We start from the raw sequence: 20,999 nt of genomic DNA, 5'->3' as shown, positions 1-20,999 counted from the left end.
CCGGCACCGAGGCAAGGTTCGATGGTGAACCCCGATGCTATCGCGGGTGAAACCCCAGCTTTGTCAGCTCCTGCCGGGTCCCGTGGAAGACGTTGCGGTCGACCGGGCTGTTGGCGTACTGGTGGATGGTCCAGTCGCGCCAGGGTCTGGGCACCGGGGGGCGCCCGCGCGGGGACTCCGGGCTGGCGAGCCAGAGCGGATATTCGGCCAGCCCGGCGCAGTGCCCGCCGCGGGCGAACGCGTGGAAGGTGTAGATGAAGGGCCGCACGCCCGCGTGCCGCTCGACGTGGTGGCACCAGCGGCGGGCGTAGCGGGCGACCTGCTCGGGCCGCAGGCCGTCGTTGGTCTCCAGGTCGAGCGCGATCAGGTCGCCGCGGCGCAGCCCGCCCGCCGACCTGATCACGCCCAGGAAGTGGCGTGCCTGCTCGATGGGGTCGCCCTTGGGCCTGGCGAAGTGGTAGGCGCCGCAGACGATCCAGCTCTCGCGCATGCCGTTCCAGTTGCGCGCGAACCATTTGTCGGTGTAGTCGCCACCCTCCGTCGCCTTGGCGAACGCGAAGGCCACCCCGGCCTCGGCGTGGTCGGCCCAGTCGACGGTGCCCTGCCAGTTCGACACATCAATGCCCTGTAGCACGCGCTTCACCTTGTCGGATTTTATTGAGATGTCTCCGGATCAGCCCTTCGCCGCGCCGATCAGCAGGTTGCGGGTGCGTTCCCGGTTGGCGAACGGGGATCCCACGAAATCGGTCACGCCGGCCTGCTTCAGCTCGTCGAGCTTGGCCAGCACCGTGTCCTCGTCGCCGACGATGGCCACGTTGCCCGGCCCGGCCGCGCCCTCCCTGTCGAGCATCGCACGGTAGGAGGGCAGTTGCCCGTACACCGAGAAGATCTCGTTGGCGCGCTCGACCGCGCCGGCGGGGTCGTCGGTGACGCTGATGGGCAGCGCGCAGACGATCCTGGGCGCCTCGCGGCCCGCCTCGGCCGCGGCCGCCTTGATGGTGGGCGCGATGTGCTCGGCGACCGTCTTGGGGCCGGTCATCCACAGCACGGTGCCGTCGGCCACGGTGCCGGCCAGCTTGAGCATGCGCGGGCCGAGCGCGGCCACCAGGACGGGGAAGCCCGCCCCCGGCGTGCTGAGGCGCACGTTGGCCTTGAGCGTCTCGCCCGTGTATTCGACCTGCTCGCCCCGCGAGGCCGGGATGAGGATGTCGAGGTATTCCTTCATGTGCCGGCCGGGGCGGTCGAAGCTGTAGCCGAACATGTTCTCGATGACGACCTGGTGCGACAGGCCGATGCCGAGCGCGAACCGCCCGCCGAGCGCGGCGCTGGCCGTCATGGCCTGCTGGGCGAGCGCGGCCGGGTGGCGCGGGTAGGTCGGCACGACCGCGGTGCCGAGCTCCAGGGGCGGTGCCTGCGCGCCGGCCACCGCCAGGGCGGTGATGGCGTCGAGGCCGAAGATGTGGGAGAGCCAGGCGGAGGAGAAACCGTCCTCGGCCGCCTGGGCGATCTGGTCGCGCAGGCCGCCGATGGGGTCATCCCCTTGGGGCTCGGCCAGGAAGTATCCGTAGCGCATGGAACAGAACTCCATTCTGGTGACTGACGCGAATGTATCTCCCCGCGCCGCCACGCGCTCACCCGCCGGGCCGGAGGTGATTTGTAAAGTGGCCTACATGACGCACGAACGCGCAGGACAGCCCGCTCAGCCTTCCGATCTGGTCGACGTCGCCAGGCTCGTGACGTCCTACTACGCCCTCAGTCCGGACGTCGGCGAGGTGGCGCAGCGGGTGGCGTTCGGCACGTCGGGGCACCGGGGGTCGTCGCTGAGGACGGCCTTCAACGAGGACCACATCCTGGCCACGAGCCAGGCCATCTGCGAATACCGGCAGCTGCAGGGCACGGACGGGCCGCTGTTCCTGGGCATCGACACGCATGCGCTGTCGGAGCCCGCGCGGGTCTCGGCGCTGGAGGTGCTGGCGGCCAACGGGGTCGAGGTGCTCATCGACTCGCGCGACGGCTACACGCCCACCCCGGCCGTCTCCCACGCCATCCTGCGGCACAACCGGGGCCGCACGACCGGGCTGGCCGACGGCGTCGTGGTCACGCCGTCGCACAACCCGCCGGGCGACGGCGGTTTCAAGTACAACCCGCCGCACGGCGGTCCCGCCGACACCGACGCGACCACGTGGATCCAGGACCGCGCCAACCGGCTGCTGCACGACGGGCTCAAGAGCGTGCGGCGGGTGCCGTACGCGAGGGCGCTGGGCGGGGCGGGGCGCTACGACTTCCTGGGGACCTACGTCGACGACCTGCCGTCCGTGGTGGACCTCGACGCGATCCGGGCGGCCGGGGTGCGGATCGGGGCCGACCCGCTGGGCGGGGCGAGCGTGGCCTACTGGGGGGAGATCGCCGAGCGGCACCGGCTGGAGCTGACCGTGGTCAACCCCCTCGTCGATCCGACGTGGCGGTTCATGACGCTCGACTGGGACGGCAAGATCCGGATGGACTGCTCGTCGGCGTACGCGATGGCCTCGCTCATCGCCAACCGCGACAGGTACGACATCTCCACGGGCAACGACGCCGACGCCGACCGGCACGGCGTCGTCACGCCCGACGGCGGCCTGATGAACCCCAACCACTACCTCGCCGTGGCCATCTCCTACCTCTGCACGCACCGCGACGGCTGGCCCTCCGACGCCGGGGTGGGCAAGACCATGGTCAGCAGCGGGATCATCGACCGGGTGGCCAAGTCCCTGGGCCGGCGGCTCTACGAGGTGCCGGTGGGCTTCAAGTGGTTCGTGCCGGGGCTGCTGGACGGGTCGCTGGGGTTCGGCGGCGAGGAGAGCGCGGGCGCGTCCTTCCTGCGGCGCGACGGCTCGGTCTGGTCGACCGACAAGGACGGCATCATCCTGGCCCTGCTGGCCTCGGAGATTTTGGCCGTCACCGGAGAGTCCCCCAGCGCCCGCTACCGGGACCTGGTCCGGCGCTTCGGCGAGCCCGCGTACGCGCGGGTGGACGCGCCGGCCACCCGCGAGGAGAAGGCCGTGCTCGGCAAGCTGTCGGCCGAGCAGGTGACGGCCTCCTCGCTGGCGGGCGAGCCGATCACGGCGGTGCAGACGTCGGCCCCCGGCAACGGGGCCTCGCTGGGCGGGGTGAAGGTCTCGACGGAGAGCGCCTGGTTCGCGGCCCGGCCGTCCGGCACCGAGGACGTCTACAAGATCTACGCCGAGTCCTTCAAGGGCCCCGACCACCTGGCCAAGGTGCAGGAGGAGGCCCGCTCGCTGGTGTCGGCCGCCCTGGGGTGAGCGAGCGGGCCGGGCCGGCGACCGGGGCTCAGTAGCCGAGGTGGCGGCCGCCGTCGCCGACCAGGACCTCCCCCGTCACCAGGTCCGACTCCAGCAGCGCGGTCACCATCTGCGCGATGTGCTCCGGCCGCGCCGTGCGCCGCAGCGGCGCCTTCATCTCCTCCTTCGCCGCCATCTCGGAGAACACCTGCTCCCCCACCCGGTCGATGTGCCACCGGGTGGCCACGATGCCGGGGGCGACCGCGTTCACCCTGACCTCGGGCCCGAGCGCCACGGCCAGGTCGCGGGTGAGGTGGAGCAGGGCGGCCTTGCTCACCCCGTACGCGATCGAGGAGCCCGTGGCCAGCAGCCCGGCCACGGAGGCCACGTTGACGATCGCGCCGCGCGCCGCCCGCAGGTCGGGGGCGAACGCGCGGGCGCAGTAGAAGGCGCCCATGAGGTTGACGCCCATGATCTGCCGCCACACGTCGTCGGTGAGCCCCTCCAGGTCGGGGAACGGCACCCACCTGGTCGTGCCCGCGTTGCACACCAGCGCGTCCACCCGGCCGTAGGTGGCCCGCACGCGCTCGGCCATCCTGCGTACGGCGGCGTCGTCCGACACGTCGGCGGCCACGGCCTCGGCCTTGCAGCCCAGGCTCTCCAGCCGCGCCACCGTGGCCTGGGCCTCGGTGGCCGAGCGCGAGTAGTTGAGCACCACGGCCGCCGCGCCCTTCCTGGCCAGGCCCTCCGCGACGGCCGCGCCGATGCCGGTGCCGCCGCCGGTGATCACGGTGACCGTGCCGTTGATGTCCATGCCCTTACTCCTTCAGCGGGTCGAAGGCCGCGATGTCGATGTCCTTGCTCTCACGCGAGGCGTAGAAGGCCGCGAACGAGATCACCGCCGTGCCGACCAGGAACGCCGCCACCAGCCACGGCGCCCCGCCCAGCCGCGCCGCCAGCGCCGCGCCGATCAGCGGCGAGAAGCCGGCCAGGGCCGCCCCCAGCTCCCGCGAGGCGGCGAACCCGGTGTAGCGCACGCGCGCCCCGAACAGCTCGGCGTAGAACACCGGCTGCACGGCCACCTGCGGGGCGAAGCCGAAGGCGCCCATGATCATCATCGCCAGCCACACCAGCCAGGTGACCCCGGTGTTGACCAGCAGGAAGTACGGATAGACGTACGCCGCCACGAACACCACGCTGAACAGGTTGAGCGGCCGCCGCCCGATCCGGTCCGACAGGTTGCCGTAGATGGGCTGGAGCACGATGACGGTCAGCCCGAACAGGATCACCCCCAGCAGCGCCGCCCGGTTGGTCAGGCCGAGCTGGTTCGTGGCGTAGGCGACGCTGAAGGTGGCCAGCGTGTAGACCACGGCGGTGTCGCAGATGTGCGCGCCGACGCCGACGAGGAAGTTGCGCGGGTAGCGGGCCAGCGCGTCCCTGATCGGCAGCTTGACGATCTCCCGGGTCCGCGCCATCTCGCGGAACACCGGCGACTCGGCGACCCGCAGCCGCACGTACAGCGCCACCCCGATCAGCGCGAAGCTCACCAGGAACGGCACCCGCCAGCCCCACGCCACGAAGTCCTCCTCCGGCAGGAGCTGGACCAGCAGGAACGCCGAGGTGCCCAGCACCAGCCCGATCTGCACGCCGGTCTGGGCGTAGGAGGCGTAGTAGCCGCGCCGGCCGGGCGGCGCGTGCTCGGCCAGCAGCGTCGCCGCGCCGCCGAACTCGGCGCCCGCGCCGAGCCCCTGGCAGACGCGCAGCAGCGTGAGCAGGATCGGCGCCCAGACGCCGATGGCGGGGTAGGTGGGCAGCAGGCCGATCAGCCCGGTGGACACGCCCATGATCACGGTGGTGATGATCAGGGTGGAGCGGCGGCCGATCTTGTCGCCCAGGTGGCCGAACAGGACGCCGCCGAACGGCCGGACCACGAACCCCACGCCGAACGTGGCGAACGCGACGATCGTGCCCGTGGCCGGGTCGGACTCGGTGAAGAACAGGCGGTTGAAGACGAGGGCGGCGGCGGTGCCGTAGATGAAGAAGTCGTACCACTCCAGGGCGGTGCCGACGAGGGCACCCAGGACGACGCGCCGTAATTCGGGTGTGGCGGGCATCTAACCTCCAGGGGGCGTGTGAGGCCGCGGAACGCCGAGCCGCGCGGCGAGCCCGCCCAGCTCCTCCCACACCGGCACGGACACCGGGACGCCCTCCCTCAGGTGCTCCGCGCGCGTGCCGGCCTCGGGCTCCCCCGGCACGACCACGCCGGGGCCGGAGGCGCGCAGGGCCTCGCAGAAGGATTCGACCTGGGCGACATAGGTCTCCAGCGGGACGAAGGCGGAGATGTCGATCGCGGTGATCACCGTGCCGAACGTGCCGTCGTACTCGGGCGAGCAGGCGGTGCCGGTGCCCGTGAGCAGGCCGCCGACGAGCTCGATGAGGACGCTCAGGCCGTACCCCTTGTGGCCGCCGAACGGCAGCAGCGCCCCGCCCCGGTAGAAGTCGGCCGGGTCGGTGGACGGGCGGCCGTCCGGGTCGACCAGCACCCCTTCGGGGGCCGGCGCCCCGGCGGCGTTCAGGAGGCCCAGCTTGCCCTCGGCCATCGCGGCGGTCGCCCAGTCCATGACGACGGCCGCACCGCCGGCGCGCGGCACGGCCCAGGCCATGGGGTTGGTGCCGAGCATCCTGCGGTGCCCGGCGTACGGCGCCACGGTGGGGTCGGCGTTGCCGACGACCTGCGCGATCAGGCCCCGGCCCGCCAGCTTCTCCGCGTACTCGCCGAGCCGGCCGACGTGGTTGCACTCGCTGATGGCGACCACGCCGACGCCGTGCCCGGCGGCCAGTTCGGCCGCCTCCTCGGTGGCCAGGCGGGCGGCGACCTGCCCGAAGCCGCGCCGCCCCGACACGACGGCGCTCGCGCCACGGCGCGAGACCACCTCGGGGCGGGCGGCGGGCACGATGACGCCCGCCTCGATCCGGTCGAGGTACGGCTTGATCCGCCGTACGCCGTGCGAGCCGTGCCCGGCGAGGTCGGCCTCCACCAGGGACTCGGCGACCGTGGCCGCCGTGCCGGCGGGCACGCCGGCGGCGGTCAGGAGGTCTCGGGCGAGTACGTGGAGGTCGGCGGCGAGGACACGTACGGCTGCGTTCACGGTGACCTGTCTCGCTTCGGCAGGACTGCGTTCCGTGTGCGCGCTTATGCCCGTTTCCGGCCCCGCCAAACAGGTCTCGGGAAAGGGCTTACCGCGCCAGTTCCGGCGCCGTGGCGGTGGTCATCCCGGTACGGCCCAGGTCGGCCCGGCGGCCCGCCGCGACGCCGTCGCGGTAGCCGGTGCCGCTGGTCCGGGGCACGCTCATGCGGATGTCGGGGTAGTGGGCGGCGACCGCCCGCTCGACCTCGGCCCGCCGGTCGGCCAGGACCACGGCGGACCCCGTGCCGGCTGATTCGGTCTCGGCGCGGGACTCGGCCGCGCACAGCAGCCGGTAGACCTCGTCGGTGAACCCCAGCAGCCACGACCTCCGGTACGCCCGCACCGCCGTGACGTGCTCGGGCGGCCGCACCCGGGCCAGCCCCGAGGCCATCTGCAGCAGCAGCGAGGTGGCCAGCAGGTCGGCGCGCTCCAGGTCGGCCGCGAACCCGAACACGTGCACGCGCTGCCCGCCGTCGCCGCGCCCGATCAGCAGCGGCCGGCACCGCACCGCCTGCGCCACCAGGCTGACCAGGCGCGCCTTCTCCCTGGCCCAGGGGGCGGGGAGGGTGACGACGCGGTCGCCGGGGGTCTGGCGGGTGCCGGCGGGCGGCAGCGAGTCGATGCCGTGCTTGGCCATCAGCGCCGACGCGGCGGCCATGAACGTGGCCCGCTCGTGCTCGTTGTCGGTGCGTTCGGCCTTGGCCAGCAGTTTCCTGACGCGATCGAGCGTCCGCTCCCGCAACGGCACTCTCCCCTAAGACTTGGTCGTCAGCACCCGCCCGTCGTCGGCGATGATCGGGAAGGCGCCGGTGTCCACGATGCCGTGCTGCTGGTACAGCGCCTCGATGAGGGCGTGCGCCTGCGGCTCCAGCTTCCACAGGGCACGATACTCGCGCGCCGTGGCCAGCGAGATGCCGATCTCCTGGGCGATGTCCACCGTACGCGGCACGATGCCCTTGGCGATCTGCCGGTCCCAGTACTCGCGGGCGGACCGCATCCGCGCCGCGCGCTCGGCCGTGCTGATGACCTGCGGGGTGGTGTCGAGCACCTCGGCGTCCTCGTCCTCGTCGTCGACCAGCTCGGCCAGCGCGGGCGGCAGCGCCGGGCGGGCCGGCACCGGGTGATGGTCGGCCTCGGGCTCCCACGGCACGCGGGGGTCGGCGTCGATGAGCGCCGAGGTGTTGTACAGGGCGGCGATCTGGGCCAGCAGCGCCTCCTGGCGGGACTGGTCCACCGCCAGGCCGGTGTGCTCGACGGCCTGGTCCATGGCCTTGTCGAGCTTGGCCAGCGCGGCGCGCATCTTCCGCTCCGACGCGCCGCCCTCGCGCAGCGCCTTGGCCCGCTTGGCCGCCAGGGCGACCCTGGTCAGCCTGCGGTGGGCGTCGACCTCGCTCGCCGTACGGTCGCTGACCTCGGCCAGCCCCATCCTGACCAGCAGCCGCTCGGGGGTCAGCCGCCAGTTGATGCGGCCGGTGCCGCGGATGCGGTGGCGCTCGATGGCCATGCCGCGCTCCCACAGCCAGGCGGCCACCAGCGGGGCGGCCAGCCTGAACACCGCCTCGGGCAGGCTGCGCGCGTCCATGCTGGACAGGACGGCGGTCAGGCACGTCAGCGCCCACACGGCGATGCCGTCGATGCCGGCGGAGAAGTTCTCGCGCATGTTGCGGCGGGCGCGTACGGCGGAGGTGATGATCGCGACCTCGATGAACGCGAACAGCAGTAACCTGAGCGGCCCGTCGAGGCCCAGCACGTCCCCGGAGAAACGCCACATGCCCTGCGCGGACACGCCCGTGGCGATGGAGGCGGCCACGACGGTCAGCACGTCCTCGACGGGACGCGGGGCGACGTACCTGGTGAACACCCAGGAGACGACGCGCCAGGCGATCCTGAGCACCAGGAACGCGAGCACCAGCCCGGCCAGGCTCAGCAGCGCGATGACAGCGGTGGCGAGCGGCTTCTCCGTGACGAAGGCTGTTATTTCCTCAAATGTCGGCATCAGTCACTATCCGTGAGGCTCAAACTCCGGCTCTATGCGACGAGATCATCGCAGAATGTCGCCATCTTGTACGCCAAACGCCGTCTGCTGCACCATTTTGCCCACGTTTCACTACTGTTCGAGGCTCTTGACGGAGGGTGTATCAGGCGCGGCGGAGCGTGCTCTGCGGTCACAGGGGGTTCGACTCAGGGAGGGGCTCATGAAGATCTTCGGCGGTGAGCCGGCGCTCGTCCTCGGACTGGCGAGCGCTGGCGTGCAGATGGTGACGGCGACGTTCCTGCCGCTGACCAGCACGCAGGTGGCGGCGATCAACGCGATAGCGGCCGCGGGACTGGGCGTCTGGACGGCGTTCGCCACGCGGAACCTGGACGGGGGCAGGTCCATCAAGGCGGCGGCGCTGGGGTTCGCGCAGGCGGCGGTCACGCTGGGGCTGGTGTTCGGGGTGGAGCTGACGGAGCAGCAGACGGCGTCCATCATGGCCTTCGTGGCGGTGGTGGGGGCGGCGTTCGTCCGCCAGGTCTCGACACCGGCGGGCACGGCCACACCCCAGGCGCCCACCGACCCGCACCCGCAGGCCACGGCGACGGGCGACCCCACCCCGGCGGCCAACCAGGGCACGCAGTCCGGCTGAGCCCAGGAGCGGGGCTTACGGCACGGGGGCCGCGCGCGCAACCGGCCGGGTGGGCGTCGGTCGGGTGGGTGCCGGTCGGGTGGGTGCCGTGGTGGTGACAGGGGTGATACGGGGTGGTCGGTCATGGGCGGCGGGCGCACAATGGGACGCGAGGAGGGACTGTGAGCAAGCGATCGCGCAGACGCCGTGCTCTACCCAGCGGCGCGCCCGCCTGGCCCCCCGGCTTCGGCCCCGGGGAGCCCCACTGGACCGAAGGCGACGACTTCCCGTTCGACGATCCGCAAGGAGGCGAGGGCGGCGTGCGCGAGCCGCGCAGGCCCAAGCCCGCCCCGCCCGCCCTGTCGGCCGAGGCTCCGCTGCCCGAGCCGCTCATCCGCGCCCGCGACCGCACCCAGCCGCCGCCCGACGAGGTGACCAGGGCGTTGGCCGGCAGGTGAGGCCGTCCCCGGGTCGAGTCCAACTGCACCCACCGGCTGGGAGGGCGGCAGGGGTGAGATGTAAATTCGTCCTTTCGGAGGGCACCATTCACCAATCCGGATGGGACCATCTACGTAGGGATTTATCCCAACATGGTGTGATGTATCCCAGCAGGACGGATATCGATGTCAGATACAGAAGAGTTCCCGCTCGTCCAGTTCATGCGTGACGGGTTCGACCCCGTGGGCGAGCTCGGGCGCATCCGGACCGAGCACCCGGTCTTCCCCATGGAGATCCCGGGCGGTCAGACCGTGTACCTCGTCACCCGCTGGGATGACGTACGCGGTGTGCTCGGCGACCACGAGCGTTTCAGCAACGACTTCGCCGGCGTGATCGGGCTCGGCTCCAACCAGGAGGACCCCGGCGGCCTGGGGTTCCGCGACCCGCCCGAGCACACTCGGCTGCGCAAGTACCTGACGCCCGAGTTCACCATGCGCCGTCTGCGCAGGCTGGAGCCGCGCATCGAGGCCATGGTCGAGGAGTACCTCGACCGCATCGAGGCCAAGGGCGCCGAGGGCATGCCGGTGGACCTGGTGGAGGAGTTCGCGCTGCCGATCCCGTCGCTGGTCGTGTGCGAGCTGCTCGGCGTCCCGTTCGAGGAGCGCGCCGACTTCGTGAAGATCAGCAAGGACCGGTTCGACTTCACCGCCGGGCCCGAGGCGTCCCTGCAGGCCATCAACGACGCGATGACGTACCTGACGGACCTCGTGGCCAGGGAGCGGCAGAATCCGGGTGACGGGCTGCTCGGGCAGTTGCTGCGCGAGCACGGCGACGAGCTCGACGACCGTACGCTCGCCAGCATGGCCGACGGGCTGCTGACCGGCGGGCACGACACCAGCACCAGCATGCTCGCGCTCGGCTCCCTGTGGCTGCTGCGCAACCCCGAGCAGGCCGCCAAGGTGCGCGAGGTGGACGGCTACGTCGTGGACGTGGTCGAGGAACTGCTGCGGTACATGACGGTCGTGCAGGTCGCCTTCCCGCGCTTCGCCCGCGACGACCTGGAGCTGCACGGCGTACCGATCAAGAAGGGCGAGATGGTGCTGTGCTCGCTGACCGGCGCCAACCGCGACCCCGCCCTGGGCGAGAACATGGACGAGGTACGGCCGGGCCGGGCGACGGCGGGCTCGCACATGGCGTTCGGCCACGGCATCCACCGCTGCATCGGCGCGCCGCTGGCCCAGATGGAGATGCGCATCGCCTTCCCCGCGCTGCTGCGCCGCTTCCCCGGCCTGCACGTCGCGGGCGAGGTGCCGTTCCGGGAACTCGCCATCGTCTACGGGGTCAAAGAACTACCCGTCGCCTGGTAGAGCGGTTACGTTCGCAATGTGAACGAGCCTGTCATCGACCTGACCGCGATCAGCGCCGTCGTGTTCGACACCGACGGCGTGGTCACCGACACCGCTCGGGGGCACGCGGCCGCCTGGAAGCACGTCTTCGACGCGTTCCTGCGCGGCCGCTCGGCACCGTTCGACATCCGCGACGACTATCTGCGGCACGTGGACGGGCGCCCGCGCCTCGACGGCATCCGTACGTTCCTGACCGCTCGCGGCATCACGGTGCCCGAGGGATCGCCCGACGACGAGCCCGGCGCGCCGACCGTACACGGGCTCGGCCTGGCCAAGGACCGCCTGTTCATGGAGCAGGTGGACAAGTACGGGGTGGCCGCGTTCCCGTCCACGGTGGCGCTGCTGCACGAGCTGCGGCAGCGCGGCGCCCGTACGGCGGCCGTCTCCGCCAGCCTGCACGGCCGCAAGCTGGTCGGCTCGGCCGGGGTCATGCACCTGTTCGACCTGCTGGTGGACGGCAACGACGCCGCGCTGATGAACCTGCCCGGCACGCCCGACCCCGCGCTCTACCTGGAGGCGGCCCGGCGGCTGAACCTGCCCGCGGCCAAGGTCGCGGTGGTGGTGTCCGCGCTGCCGGGGATCGAGGCGGGCAAGAAGGGCGGGTTCGGGCTGGTCGCCGCGGTGGCCCGGGACGGCGACGGGACCGGTGCGGACGTCGTGGTGCCCGATCTGGGGGATCTGGGGGTGCTGGGAAGGGTTCTACCCTTGAGGGCGTGACCGTTCTGATCGATCCGCCCAACTGGCCGGGGCCGCGTGGCCTGATGTGGTCGCATCTCGTCAGCGACAGCTCGCTGGAGGAGTTGCACGCCTTCGCCGTGCGGTTGGGGGTGCCGGAGCGGGCGTTCGACCGGGACCACTATGACGTGCCGGAGACCGTGCATGCGCGGGCCGTGGAGCTGGGGGCCGAGGCGGTCGGTTCTCGGGAGCTGCTGCGGCGGCTGATCGCGGGCGGGCTGCGCCGCCGCAAGCGGCACCGGGTCGGTTAGGGCCTGTCCGGGCTGGTTCTCGGCTCCGATCCCGGCTCCTCGCTCTCCCACCGCACTACGGCTGGTGTCCTTGGGGGAGAGGGAGAAGGCGGGGTCGTGCCGGGGTGGTCAGTCGGTGGTCAGGGTGGCGAGTTCGGCGGTCATGTTGGTTCTGGCGGGGGCCTCCCACAGCTCTCTGGCTCGTGGGGTGCGGTAGAGAGACGGGGTGGCGAGCAGGCGGCGCAGCACCTGCGAGCGGCCCCGGGCGAACGCGGGGTCGGGGACGTGGGCGTATTCCTGGCGGATGGCGTGCGCGTAGGCCGGGTAGGCGGGGCTGGCGAGGATGGCGAGGTCGGCGTCGCACAGGACGGCGCCGTCATGGTCGCCGGGTTCGAGCGTGTCGTGGGCGGCCGTGAGGCGTACCAGCCGGGCGACCGTGGCGACCCGGCCGGCGGGGACGCCGCATCCGGGGAGGCGGGACTGGGCGAGCTGGGCGCTGCGTTCCTCGTCCCAGCCGGGGCGGCCGTCGTAGACGGCGTCGTGGAACCAGGCCGCGAGCCGTACGGCCGTCGCGTCCTCGGCCTCGGTGGCGAGCGGTTCGATGGCGGCCAGGACGGCGGCCAGGTGGGTGCGGGTGTGGTATCTGCGGTGCGGCTCGGACCAGCGGGCGAGGAGCTCCGCGCGGACCGCCAGGGAGGCGGGCGAGCCGTCCGCGAGCTCCGCCCAGCGTTCGCGTGAGGTCCAGTCCTCAGCCACCCCGCCGACGCCCGAGACCCCGGTCTCGAAAGGCCCGCCGACGCCCGAGGCCTCGCTCTGGGGAGGGGCGGCGGTGGGGGTGTCGTTGTCCGGTGCGGGCCAGTCGTCGATCACGGTTCCACCGTAGTGGTAACTTCTGGGCATCGGGACGACAGGCAAGGAGCCGCGGCGCCTGCCCCGCTGGCGGGAGCTGCGGGCCGTCATGCCCGGGCGGCCCCGGTGGGCGCGGGCGGCGAGGGTGGCGGCGGCGGCCGATGTGGCGGATCTGCGGCTGCTGGCCAGGAAGCGCGCCCCGCGCATGGTGTTCGACTACGTGGACGGCGCGGCCGAGGGTGAGCGGTCGATGGCCAGGGCGGTGGCGGCGTTCGAGCGGGTGGAGTTCGCCCCGCGCGTGTTGCGGGACGTCGCCGAGGCTCCGACGGCGGTCGAGGTCCTGGGGCGGCGGATCGGGATGCCGGTGGTGCTCGGCCCGACCGGGTTCACCCGGATGATGCACCGCGAGGGCGAGCGGGCGGTGGCGCGGGCGGCGGAAGGGGCGTCGATCCCGTACACGCTGTCCACCATGGGCACCACGACGGCGCGGGACGTGGCCGCGGCGGCGCCCGGCGGGTGGAACTGGTTCCAGCTGTACGTGGTCCGCGACCGCGCCCGCAACCTGGAGTCGCTGGCCATGGCCGCCGATGCGGGCATGGACGTGCTGGTGGTGACCGTGGACGTGCCGGTGGCCGGGGCGCGGCTGCGGGACGTGCGGCACGGGCTGACGATCCCGCCCGCCCTGCGCTGGCGCGGCGCGCTGGAGGTGCTGCGGCACCCGGCGTGGTGGTTCGACTTCCTCACCAGCGAGCCGCTCAGGTTCGCCACCGTGGAGGGGGCGCCCGCCGACCTCGCGGGCCTGACGAACCTGATGTTCGACCCGTCCGTGACGATCCGCGACCTGGAGTGGATCAGGTCCGCGTGGCAGGGCCGGCTGCTGGTCAAGGGGGTGCAGCGGGTGGACGACGCGAAGGACCTGGCCGCCGTCGGGGTGGACGGGATCGTGGTGTCCAACCACGGCGGGCGCCAGCTCGACCGCTCCCCCACGCCGCTGGAGCTGCTGCCCGAGGTGGTGGCGGCCGTGGGGGACCGCACGGAGGTGTTCCTCGACGGAGGGGTGCGGAGCGGGGCCGACGTCGCCGCCGCGGTCGCGCTGGGCGCCCGGGCGTGCTTCGTCGGCCGCGCCTACCTGTACGGCCTGATGGCCGGCGGCGAGCCCGGCGTGCGGCGGGTGCTGGACCTGCTGCACGCCGAGCTCGTCCGTACCCTGCAGCTGCTGGGCGTGGGCGGCGTCGAGGGCCTGGGCCCCGACGTCGTACGGCTCAGGGGAAGGTGACGACCTTCACCGGGATCGTGTCCGTGCCCTGGGCGGGGCCTCCCGTGTTGTTGACGACGTGGGCGATCGTGCCGTTGCCCCCGAGGGAGACGGTGAGCAGGTCGTGGAAGCGCACGTTCGGGTTGACCGGCGTCTCGAAGCCGCGTTCGGCCACGATGCTCGGGTCGACGTTGAAGTAGCAGTACGCCCCCAGCCCCCACGCCTCGTGCGAGGTGACGGAGTCGGCGACCTTGTAGGCGGCGTAGCCGCGGGTGGAGCCGTTCATCCAGGCGGCCTGGTTCGGCGGGTCGTAGGGCATCTCGTTCTGGAAGAAGATCGTCCGGCCGCGTTGCCCGTTCCAGATGACCTGGTACTTCTGGTAGTGCTCGACGAACAGCCCGTACGCGGTGACGTCGTCGCCGTTGACGATCAGCCCGGTGTCGGCGGTGTTGACGGTCCAGCCGATGCCGGTGCCGTGGTCGCCGCGCCAGGCCCAGATGTGGTCGATGATCGTGTGGTCGCTGTTGATGACGAGGCTGGTCGTGGCCTTGCCCGCGTGGCTGCCGCCGATGCGGAAGAACACGTCCTGGATCGAGATGGGGTTGGCGGCGTGCGAGGCCGAGGAGCCGGACGGGCCGACCTCCATGAGGATGGGCGAGTTGACCGGCCCGGCGTCGAAGAGCAGCCCGGCCACCTTGACGCCGTCCACGTCGGCGACCCGCATCGGCACCACGCCGTTGTCGGGGATGATCGTGGCGTAGCCGAGGCCGAGCACGACCGTGTCGGGCCTGGTCACGTTGATGGTCTGGCCGACGTGATAGATGCCGGGCGTGAAGAGCAGGTTCAGGCCGGCGGCGAGGGCGGCGTTGATCGTGGCGGCGGTGTCGGCCGGCTTGGCGACGTAGAAGCGGTTCAGCGGGATGGAGGTGCCGGTGCCGGGCCAGCTCGCGCCGCGCGAGTTCTGCCGCAGGGCGGGCACGAACACCTGGTAGGCGCCCGCGGAGTCCACGTACAGGTAGGGCTTCTCCCTGGTCACCGGGCTGGTGTCGAGCGTCGTGTACGGCGGCTCGGGGAAGGACTGGGCGGGGGCACCGGCGACGCCGGAGAAGACCATGTTCCACACGCCGTTGAGCCAGCCGCCGATGGTGCTGTCGCGGGTGAACCACTGCTGCTGCGAGTACGGCTGCACGGTCCCGTCGATCCGGCTGTCGGCGATGTAGCCGCCGCTGGCCCACCCGTACCCGCTGGGCGCCAGGTTGAGGTTGCCCCTGACGTGCATCCGCCGGAACGGCGCCGCCTGCGAGACCGCCCACTGGTTGGTGCCGCCGGTCGGCGTGATCGACAGGTTCTCGGCCGAGCGCCAGAAGTTCTGCGTGGCGTTGCCGCCGAACCAGCCCGCGTCCACCCTGACCTGGCCGTTGATGGTGACGTCGTCGGGGTTGCGGCCCAGGCCCATGATCGAGGTGTAGAAGCCGATGTTCGCGTTGACGTTGTAGCTGCCGGGCTTGAACAGCAGGGCGTGCCGCTGCAGCCCGAACTGGTTGGACTCCATCTGGGTGAACACCGAGTCCAGCGTGGACTGGATGGTGGAGGCCGGCATCGACGGGTCGAAGACGTGCACGTTGGGGCCGAGGTCGCCGCCGGGCTGCGGGTCGGTCGTGCCGGTGGTGCGCACGGTGAGCTCCCAGAGCGAGTAGCCGTACGCGGTGGCCCTGACCGTGCCGTGCACGCGGAGGTAGCGGCCGGCGCCTGAGACGTTCAGGGTCTGCGTGCCGCCCGTGCCGGTCGTGGTGGAGTGGATGTCGGTCCAGGTCGAGGCGTTGTCGGAGACCTGGACGCGGAAGGACCTGGCGTAGGCGGCCTCCCACTGGAGCACCACCTGGCAGATCTGCCGGACCGAGCCGAGGTCGACCTGGAGCCACTGCGGGTCGGCGAACAGGCTGGACCAGCGGGTCCCGGTGTCGCCGTCCACGGCGGCCGGGGCGGAGGTGGCGGCGCCCTCGGACGAGGAGGCGGTGGCCGGGCGGTTGAGCGCGGCGTTGGCGGTGCCGCAGGCCGTGGTGCCCGTGGTGCCGTAGACCTGGAGCTCCCACAGCGAGTAGCCGTACGCGGTGGCGCGGGCGGTGCCGTACAGGCGGAGGTAGCGGCCGGTGCCGGACACGGTGAGCGTCTGCGTGCCGCCGGTTCCGGTGGTGGTCGAGTAGATGTCGGTCCAGGTGGCGGCGTCGGCGGAGACCTGGAGGCGGAACGCGGTGGCGTACGCGGCCTCCCACCGCAGCACCACGCCGGACACGGTGGCGGTGGCGCCCAGGTCCACCTGGAGCCACTGCGGATCGCCGAACGCGCTGGACCAGCGGGTCCCGGTGTCGCCGTCCACGGCGGCCGAGGCGGGGGTGCCGGCGCTCTCGGAGGACGAGGCGGTCACGGTCCGGCCCTGCGACAGGAGCGGGTCGGCCGCCCGCGCGGGCCCGGCGACCAGGAAGGACAGGATCAGGGCGGCGAGTGACGCCACGACGAGGGCGGTACTTCGGGGCGGGTGCACTGCGAACTCCTCACGAACAGGGGGGTAGTGAGAGAGCGCTCTATCGAGCAGAGCGTGCCTGCGCCCGGCACTTCTGTCAATGCTTGATTTAACGCCTACGCAATAGTGGTGACCACTTCCGGAAACGCTGCGTCACCGAAGAAGGGCTCGATCACCAGCGTGGCCGCGCCCAGCGCGACCGCGTCGGGCCCGAGGCGGCCGAGCACGACCATCTCCGGCTGGAACGGCTGCGCCTGCGTGTTGGCCGCGGTGGCGGCGCGGATGTCGGCCAGCAGCCGGCCGCCCAGCATGAGGCCCGCCCACCCCCCGATCACGATGCGCTCGGGGTTGAACAGGTGCACCAGGCTCGACAGGCCCACGCCGAGCAGCTCGACGCTCTCCCCGATCACCGGCGAGCCCTCCTCCAGCAGCCTGGCCAGCGCCGCCTCCTCGTCGGCGGAGTCGGCCACCACGCCGGCCCGGTCGAGGATGGCCTCGGCCCCCAGGTACGCCTCCAGGCACCCGCGCGCCCCGCACCGGCAGACCCGCCCCCCGGCGACGATCTTCAGGTGCCCCACCTCGCCCGCGGCCTTGCCCGCGCCGCGGTAGATCCGCCCGTCACTCACCACGGTCCCGCCCACGCCGGACCCCACGAGCAGGATGATCGCGTCGCGGGTGCCCCGGCCGGACCCGAACCACAGCTCGGCCTGCCCCATGGTCTTGGCGCCGTTGTCCACGAACAGCGGCAGCGCGGTGCCGGCCCGCAGCAGCGCGCCCAGCGGCACCGCCTCCCAGCCGAACGTCTTGGCCCGCACCAGCGCGTCCGGCCCCGGCTCGACGATGCCGGGCACGCCGACGCCCACGCCGAGCACCTGCCCGGCGGCCACCTCGCCCTCGGCGATGACCGCGTCCACGCCGGTCAGGATGTGGCGGGCGACCAGCTCGGGGTCGTGCTTGGCCGACCGGACCGCGTAGTGGGCCCTGGCCCGCACGTTCATCTCCAGGTCGAACAGCTCGACCTTGACCTGGGTCTCGCCCACGTCCACGCCCACCGCGTAGCCGAAGGCCGGGTTGACCTTGAGCAGGACGCGGGGCCGGCCGCCGTCGGAGTCGACCTGGCCCGCCTCGACGATGACATTGTCGGCCAGCAGGTCGCCGGTCATCGTGCTGACCGTGGCCGCGCTGAGGCCGGTCTCGGCGGACAGCTCGTTGCGGCTGGCGGGGCCGCCGAAGTAGAGCGCGCGCAGCAGCATCGCCCGGTTGCCCCGGCGAAGATCTCGTACGGTCCTGCGCCCTGACGTGCCCATCCTCGTCCCCGTTCCTCTCCTGAAACCCGCCGCCATGTTAGTTCACGGCCCGAAGGGTGAGCGCGGGCCGCCCGGATGTCCACGGCGTTACCGAAGCGTTTCCCGGCAACTCCTGACTTCTTTCGGACCTTAGATTATGGTCTGGCCATCCCCCCGATGAGGAGACGACAATGAGCCGAGGACTTGTGCGAGGCGCCGTCGTGGCGATGCTGGCGAGCGGCCTGGCCGCGTGCGGCGGCGGTGGCGGCGGCGGTGGCCAGGGCGACGCCAAGGAGTTGACCTTCTGGATGTACCAGGACCGCACCCCGCAGGCGGGCCAGGTCATCGAGAAGGTCCGCCAGGACTTCGAGAAGGCCAACCCCGGTGTCACCGTCAAGCTCGTCAAGATCCCGAAGGACGACTACAACACCAAGCTCGGCAGCGCCGTGGCCAGCAAGAGCGCCCCCGACGCGGGCATCCTCGACCAGCCGCTGGTCTCCAAGTACGCCCTCGACGGCACGATCAAGGAGGTGCCCGCCGGGCTCATCACCGAGGCCGACTACTACAAGGGCGCGCTGGACACCAACCGCGCCGGCGGCAAGCTCTACGGCCTGCCCCAGGACCAGACGACCGTCGCGCTCTTCTACAACAAGAAGCTGGTCCCGACCCCGCCCAAGACGTGGGACGAGCTGAAGCAGACCGCGGACCGGGTGCACGCCGCCGACGCGAACGTGGCCGGCATGAACGTGCCCAAGGGCGACGGCTACGGCGCCTGGATGTTCCCCGGCATCGTGCACGGCGCGGGCGGCGAGATGGTGGACGACGCCGGCAAGAAGGTGCTGTTCGACCAGCCGCCCGCCGTGGAGGCGCTGCAGCTCTGGGTGGACCTGCAGAAGTCGTCGCCGCGCAAGATCACCGACTCGGACAAGCCCTTCGAGAACGGCCTGGCCGCCATGACGATCTCCGGCCCGTGGGACGTGCCGACGATCCGCGAGCAGTTCCCCGACCTCGACTTCGGCGTGGCGCCGCTGCCGTACAAGAGCGAGCCGGCCGGCAACATCGGCGGCGAGGACTCGGTCGTCTTCTCCACCAGCAAGAACCCGGACCTGGCGTGGAAGTGGCTGGCCTTCCTCGGCAACGCGGACAACAACGGCGTCGTCGCCGACGCGCTCGGCGGGTTCCCCGTCCACCTCAAGGCGAAGGTCGTCGCGGGCGGCCCGGAGCAGGCGGCGTTCCTGGAGCAGCTCAAGGTGGCGCACGCGCGCCCCGCGGTGCCGCAGTGGATCCAGGTCAACGACGAGATCATCGCCCCGGCGATCGAGTCGGCGCTGACCGGCAAGGTCACGGCCCAGCAGGCGCTGGCGGACGCGGCGGCCAAGACCCGCTCCCTGCTCGGCTGGAACAGCTGACGTGACGGCACCCGTACTGGCGGACCGGCGGGTGGCGGCGGGGCCTGGGAGACGTGCCCGCCGCCGCCCGCCACGCCGCCGCGACCACGTGATCGGCTGGCTCCTGGTCACCCCGGCGCTCGTCTACTTCCTGGTCTTCCTGCTGTACCCGGCCCTGTCGGCGCTCTACTACAGCTTCACCGACTGGAACCTGCGCACCGACGCGAACTGGGTGGGCCTGGCCAACTACACGGACCTGCTCTTCGACGACGTCAAATACCCGCACTTCTGGAAGTCGGTGCAGGTCACCTTGCAGTACACGCTGATCGCCGTGCCGCTGACCCTGGTGGCCGCGCTGGTGCAGGCGCTGCTGGTGAACGCGATCAGGCGCGGGGCGAACCTGTTCAGGCTGCTGCTGTTCCTGCCGGTCGTCACGGCGGAGGCGGCGGTCGGCGCGATCTGGCGCTGGCTCTACGATCCGCAGTACGGCCTGATCAACACGCTGCTCGGCCTGGTCGGCATCCCGGGGCAGAACTGGCTCAACACCCCCGAGCTGGTCATCCCGGCGCTGGCGTTCATCGCGGCCTGGCAGTGCGGCATCTCGATGATCATCTACCTGGCGGGCCTGAAGGGCATCCCCGGCGCCATCCAGGAGGCGGCGATCATCGACGGGGCCGGGCCGTGGCAGCGGTTCTGGCGGGTGACGTTCCCGATGCTCCGACCGACCACGTTCTACCTGCTGGTGACCGGGGTGATCGCGGCGCTGCAGGTGTTCGGCCTGGTCTATGTGATCTTCTCCGGCAACGGGCGCAGCGTCACCGGCGGGCCCGAGCAGTCGGGGCTGACGTACGTGCTGCACCTCTACCTGTTCGCCTTCCGCTACGACGCGATGGGGGCGGCCTGCGCGATGTCGTTCATCCTGCTCGTCTTCATCATGATCGTCACCGCGCTGCAGTTCAGGTTCGTCAAGCAGGAGGCGTCATGAGGAAGGCGTCCATGTACGTGGCGCTGGTGCTGCTGGCGGCCGTGTCGGTGGTGCCGTTCCTGTGGATGCTGGCCACCTCGGTCAAGCACGGCCAGGACATCTACAGCAAGGTGCCCAACCTGCTGCCGCTGGACAGGAAGACCGGCGAGTGGGCGGCGACGCTGGACAACTACGACTACGTGCTGGGCGTCGGCGGGCTGGGCAACGCGTTCGTGAACAGCGTGTGGGTCTGCGCGATCCTGGTGCCGGCGAAGCTGCTGGTGGACGCGCTGGCCGCGTACGCGTTCGCGCGGATCCCGTTCCCCGGCCGCGACAAGCTGTTCGTGATCATGCTGGGCGGCATGATGGTGCCCGCGATCACGCTGCTGGTGCCGCGCATCCACGTCACCCAGTCGCTGGGCATGTTCGACACCGGGTGGGGGCTGATCGTCCCGAACATCGCCTCGGTGCTCGACATCTTCCTGCTGCGGCAGTTCTTCCTGTCGCTGCCCGGCGAGCTGGAGGAGGCCGCGCTGATCGACGGGGCCGGCCGGATGCAGATCTTCTGGCGGATCGTGCTGCCGCTGTCGAAGCCCGTGCTCGCGGTCGTCACCATCACCAGCTTCCTGTTCCACTGGAACGACCTGGTGTGGCCGCTGCTGGTCACCAACGACCCCGAGCTCTACACCCTGCCGCTGGCGTTGCAGCAGCTCGTGGCCAGCCCCGACGGCGGGCGCGCGTACTACATCATGGCGGGCGCCACGCTCGCCGTCCTGCCCGTGATCGCCGTGCTGCTGGTCTTCCAGCGCCGCATCCTGCAGGGCATCGCATTCACCGGTCTGAAAGCTTAGG

General features: G+C 71.7%; 20 protein-coding genes. 10 read left to right on the top strand and 10 right to left on the bottom strand.

The features are described from left to right. Window positions 1–37 precede the first annotated feature (37 nt). The gene (locus tag ACBJ59_RS11280; RefSeq protein ID WP_375110107.1) at window positions 38–643 is read right to left on the bottom strand and encodes a glycoside hydrolase family 25 protein; all 606 of its coding nucleotides are present in this window, start codon (window positions 641–643) and stop codon (window positions 38–40) included. Between the two features lie 30 nt (window positions 644–673). Continuing rightward, window positions 674–1,573: a TIGR03564 family F420-dependent LLM class oxidoreductase gene (locus ACBJ59_RS11275; protein ID WP_375110106.1), complete on the bottom strand. Its 900-nt coding sequence runs from the start codon at window positions 1,571–1,573 to the stop codon at window positions 674–676. A 97-nt stretch (window positions 1,574–1,670) separates the two neighbouring features. Here ACBJ59_RS11275 and pgm point away from each other — a divergent pair, with 97 nt between their 5' ends. After that, window positions 1,671–3,302 (top strand): phosphoglucomutase (alpha-D-glucose-1,6-bisphosphate-dependent), encoded by a 1,632-nt coding sequence (gene pgm / locus ACBJ59_RS11270; protein WP_375110105.1) that lies wholly within the window; start codon window positions 1,671–1,673, stop codon window positions 3,300–3,302. A 28-nt stretch (window positions 3,303–3,330) separates the two neighbouring features. On the opposite strand, the gene ACBJ59_RS11265 is transcribed toward pgm, so the two are convergent. The 5 genes from ACBJ59_RS11265 to ACBJ59_RS11245 all read right to left on the bottom strand — a co-directional run bounded on the left by ACBJ59_RS11265 (window position 3,331) and on the right by ACBJ59_RS11245 (window position 8,465). Then, a complete protein-coding gene (locus tag ACBJ59_RS11265; RefSeq protein ID WP_375110104.1) occupies window positions 3,331–4,095 on the bottom strand; it encodes an SDR family NAD(P)-dependent oxidoreductase in 765 nt (254 codons plus the stop codon). A 4-nt stretch (window positions 4,096–4,099) separates the two neighbouring features. Further along, on the bottom strand, window positions 4,100–5,395 hold the full coding sequence (locus tag ACBJ59_RS11260; protein WP_375110103.1) for an MFS transporter: 1,296 nt from the start codon (window positions 5,393–5,395) through the stop codon (window positions 4,100–4,102). Beyond that, window positions 5,396–6,430, bottom strand: a complete 1,035-nt coding sequence (locus ACBJ59_RS11255; protein ID WP_375110102.1) for an Ldh family oxidoreductase — start codon at window positions 6,428–6,430, stop codon at window positions 5,396–5,398. Window positions 6,431–6,518: 88 nt separating this feature from the next. After that, on the bottom strand, window positions 6,519–7,211 hold the full coding sequence (locus ACBJ59_RS11250; RefSeq protein ID WP_375110101.1) for a DUF2786 domain-containing protein: 693 nt from the start codon (window positions 7,209–7,211) through the stop codon (window positions 6,519–6,521). Between the two features lie 12 nt (window positions 7,212–7,223). Then, window positions 7,224–8,465 (bottom strand): hypothetical protein, encoded by a 1,242-nt coding sequence (locus ACBJ59_RS11245; protein ID WP_375110100.1) that lies wholly within the window; start codon window positions 8,463–8,465, stop codon window positions 7,224–7,226. Window positions 8,466–8,664: 199 nt separating this feature from the next. Between ACBJ59_RS11245 and ACBJ59_RS11240 the strand changes: the two genes are divergently transcribed. The 5 genes from ACBJ59_RS11240 to ACBJ59_RS11220 all read left to right on the top strand — a co-directional run bounded on the left by ACBJ59_RS11240 (window position 8,665) and on the right by ACBJ59_RS11220 (window position 11,905). Further along, complete coding sequence (locus ACBJ59_RS11240; RefSeq protein WP_375110099.1) at window positions 8,665–9,096, top strand: hypothetical protein; 432 nt, start codon at window positions 8,665–8,667, stop codon at window positions 9,094–9,096. Between the two features lie 161 nt (window positions 9,097–9,257). Further along, complete coding sequence (locus ACBJ59_RS11235; RefSeq protein ID WP_375110098.1) at window positions 9,258–9,533, top strand: hypothetical protein; 276 nt, start codon at window positions 9,258–9,260, stop codon at window positions 9,531–9,533. Window positions 9,534–9,698: 165 nt separating this feature from the next. After that, window positions 9,699–10,880, top strand: coding sequence for a cytochrome P450 (locus ACBJ59_RS11230; protein ID WP_375110097.1), 1,182 nt, complete (start codon window positions 9,699–9,701; stop codon window positions 10,878–10,880). 18 nt (window positions 10,881–10,898) lie between these two features. Beyond that, window positions 10,899–11,636, top strand: a complete 738-nt coding sequence (locus ACBJ59_RS11225) for an HAD family hydrolase (protein ID WP_375110096.1) — start codon at window positions 10,899–10,901, stop codon at window positions 11,634–11,636. Next, a complete protein-coding gene (locus tag ACBJ59_RS11220) occupies window positions 11,633–11,905 on the top strand; it encodes a DUF4031 domain-containing protein (protein WP_375110095.1) in 273 nt (90 codons plus the stop codon). Before ACBJ59_RS11225 ends, ACBJ59_RS11220 begins: the two co-directional genes overlap by 4 nt. Before the next feature lie 108 nt (window positions 11,906–12,013). On the opposite strand, the gene ACBJ59_RS11215 is transcribed toward ACBJ59_RS11220, so the two are convergent. Continuing rightward, window positions 12,014–12,754 (bottom strand): metal-dependent phosphohydrolase, encoded by a 741-nt coding sequence (locus tag ACBJ59_RS11215; RefSeq protein WP_375110094.1) that lies wholly within the window; start codon window positions 12,752–12,754, stop codon window positions 12,014–12,016. Window positions 12,755–12,842: 88 nt separating this feature from the next. On the opposite strand from ACBJ59_RS11215, the gene ACBJ59_RS11210 reads away from it, so the two are divergent. Beyond that, window positions 12,843–14,009, top strand: coding sequence for an alpha-hydroxy acid oxidase (locus tag ACBJ59_RS11210; protein WP_375110093.1), 1,167 nt, complete (start codon window positions 12,843–12,845; stop codon window positions 14,007–14,009). On the opposite strand, the gene ACBJ59_RS11205 is transcribed toward ACBJ59_RS11210, so the two are convergent. Together ACBJ59_RS11205 and ACBJ59_RS11200 are read right to left on the bottom strand one after the other, a co-directional pair. Further along, window positions 13,996–16,500 (bottom strand): discoidin domain-containing protein, encoded by a 2,505-nt coding sequence (locus ACBJ59_RS11205; RefSeq protein ID WP_375110092.1) that lies wholly within the window; start codon window positions 16,498–16,500, stop codon window positions 13,996–13,998. The genes ACBJ59_RS11210 and ACBJ59_RS11205 overlap by 14 nt on opposite strands. 125 nt (window positions 16,501–16,625) lie before the next feature. Further along, window positions 16,626–17,816 (bottom strand): ROK family protein, encoded by a 1,191-nt coding sequence (locus ACBJ59_RS11200; protein WP_375110091.1) that lies wholly within the window; start codon window positions 17,814–17,816, stop codon window positions 16,626–16,628. 170 nt (window positions 17,817–17,986) lie between these two features. On the opposite strand from ACBJ59_RS11200, the gene ACBJ59_RS11195 reads away from it, so the two are divergent. The 3 genes from ACBJ59_RS11195 to ACBJ59_RS11185 are packed head-to-tail and all read left to right on the top strand — an operon-like array spanning window position 17,987 to window position 20,998. After that, window positions 17,987–19,204, top strand: coding sequence for an extracellular solute-binding protein (locus ACBJ59_RS11195; RefSeq protein WP_375110090.1), 1,218 nt, complete (start codon window positions 17,987–17,989; stop codon window positions 19,202–19,204). 1 nt (window position 19,205) lies between these two features. Further along, window positions 19,206–20,168, top strand: coding sequence for a sugar ABC transporter permease (locus ACBJ59_RS11190; protein ID WP_364116446.1), 963 nt, complete (start codon window positions 19,206–19,208; stop codon window positions 20,166–20,168). Then, window positions 20,165–20,998 (top strand): carbohydrate ABC transporter permease, encoded by an 834-nt coding sequence (locus ACBJ59_RS11185; protein ID WP_375110089.1) that lies wholly within the window; start codon window positions 20,165–20,167, stop codon window positions 20,996–20,998. Before ACBJ59_RS11190 ends, ACBJ59_RS11185 begins: the two co-directional genes overlap by 4 nt. Window position 20,999: the final 1 nt, after the last annotated feature.

The sequence above is a fragment of the Nonomuraea sp. MTCD27 genome, from assembly GCF_041950495.1.
Lineage (GTDB): Bacteria > Actinomycetota > Actinomycetes > Streptosporangiales > Streptosporangiaceae > Nonomuraea.
This window is presented reverse-complemented; position numbering and strand designations above follow the sequence as displayed.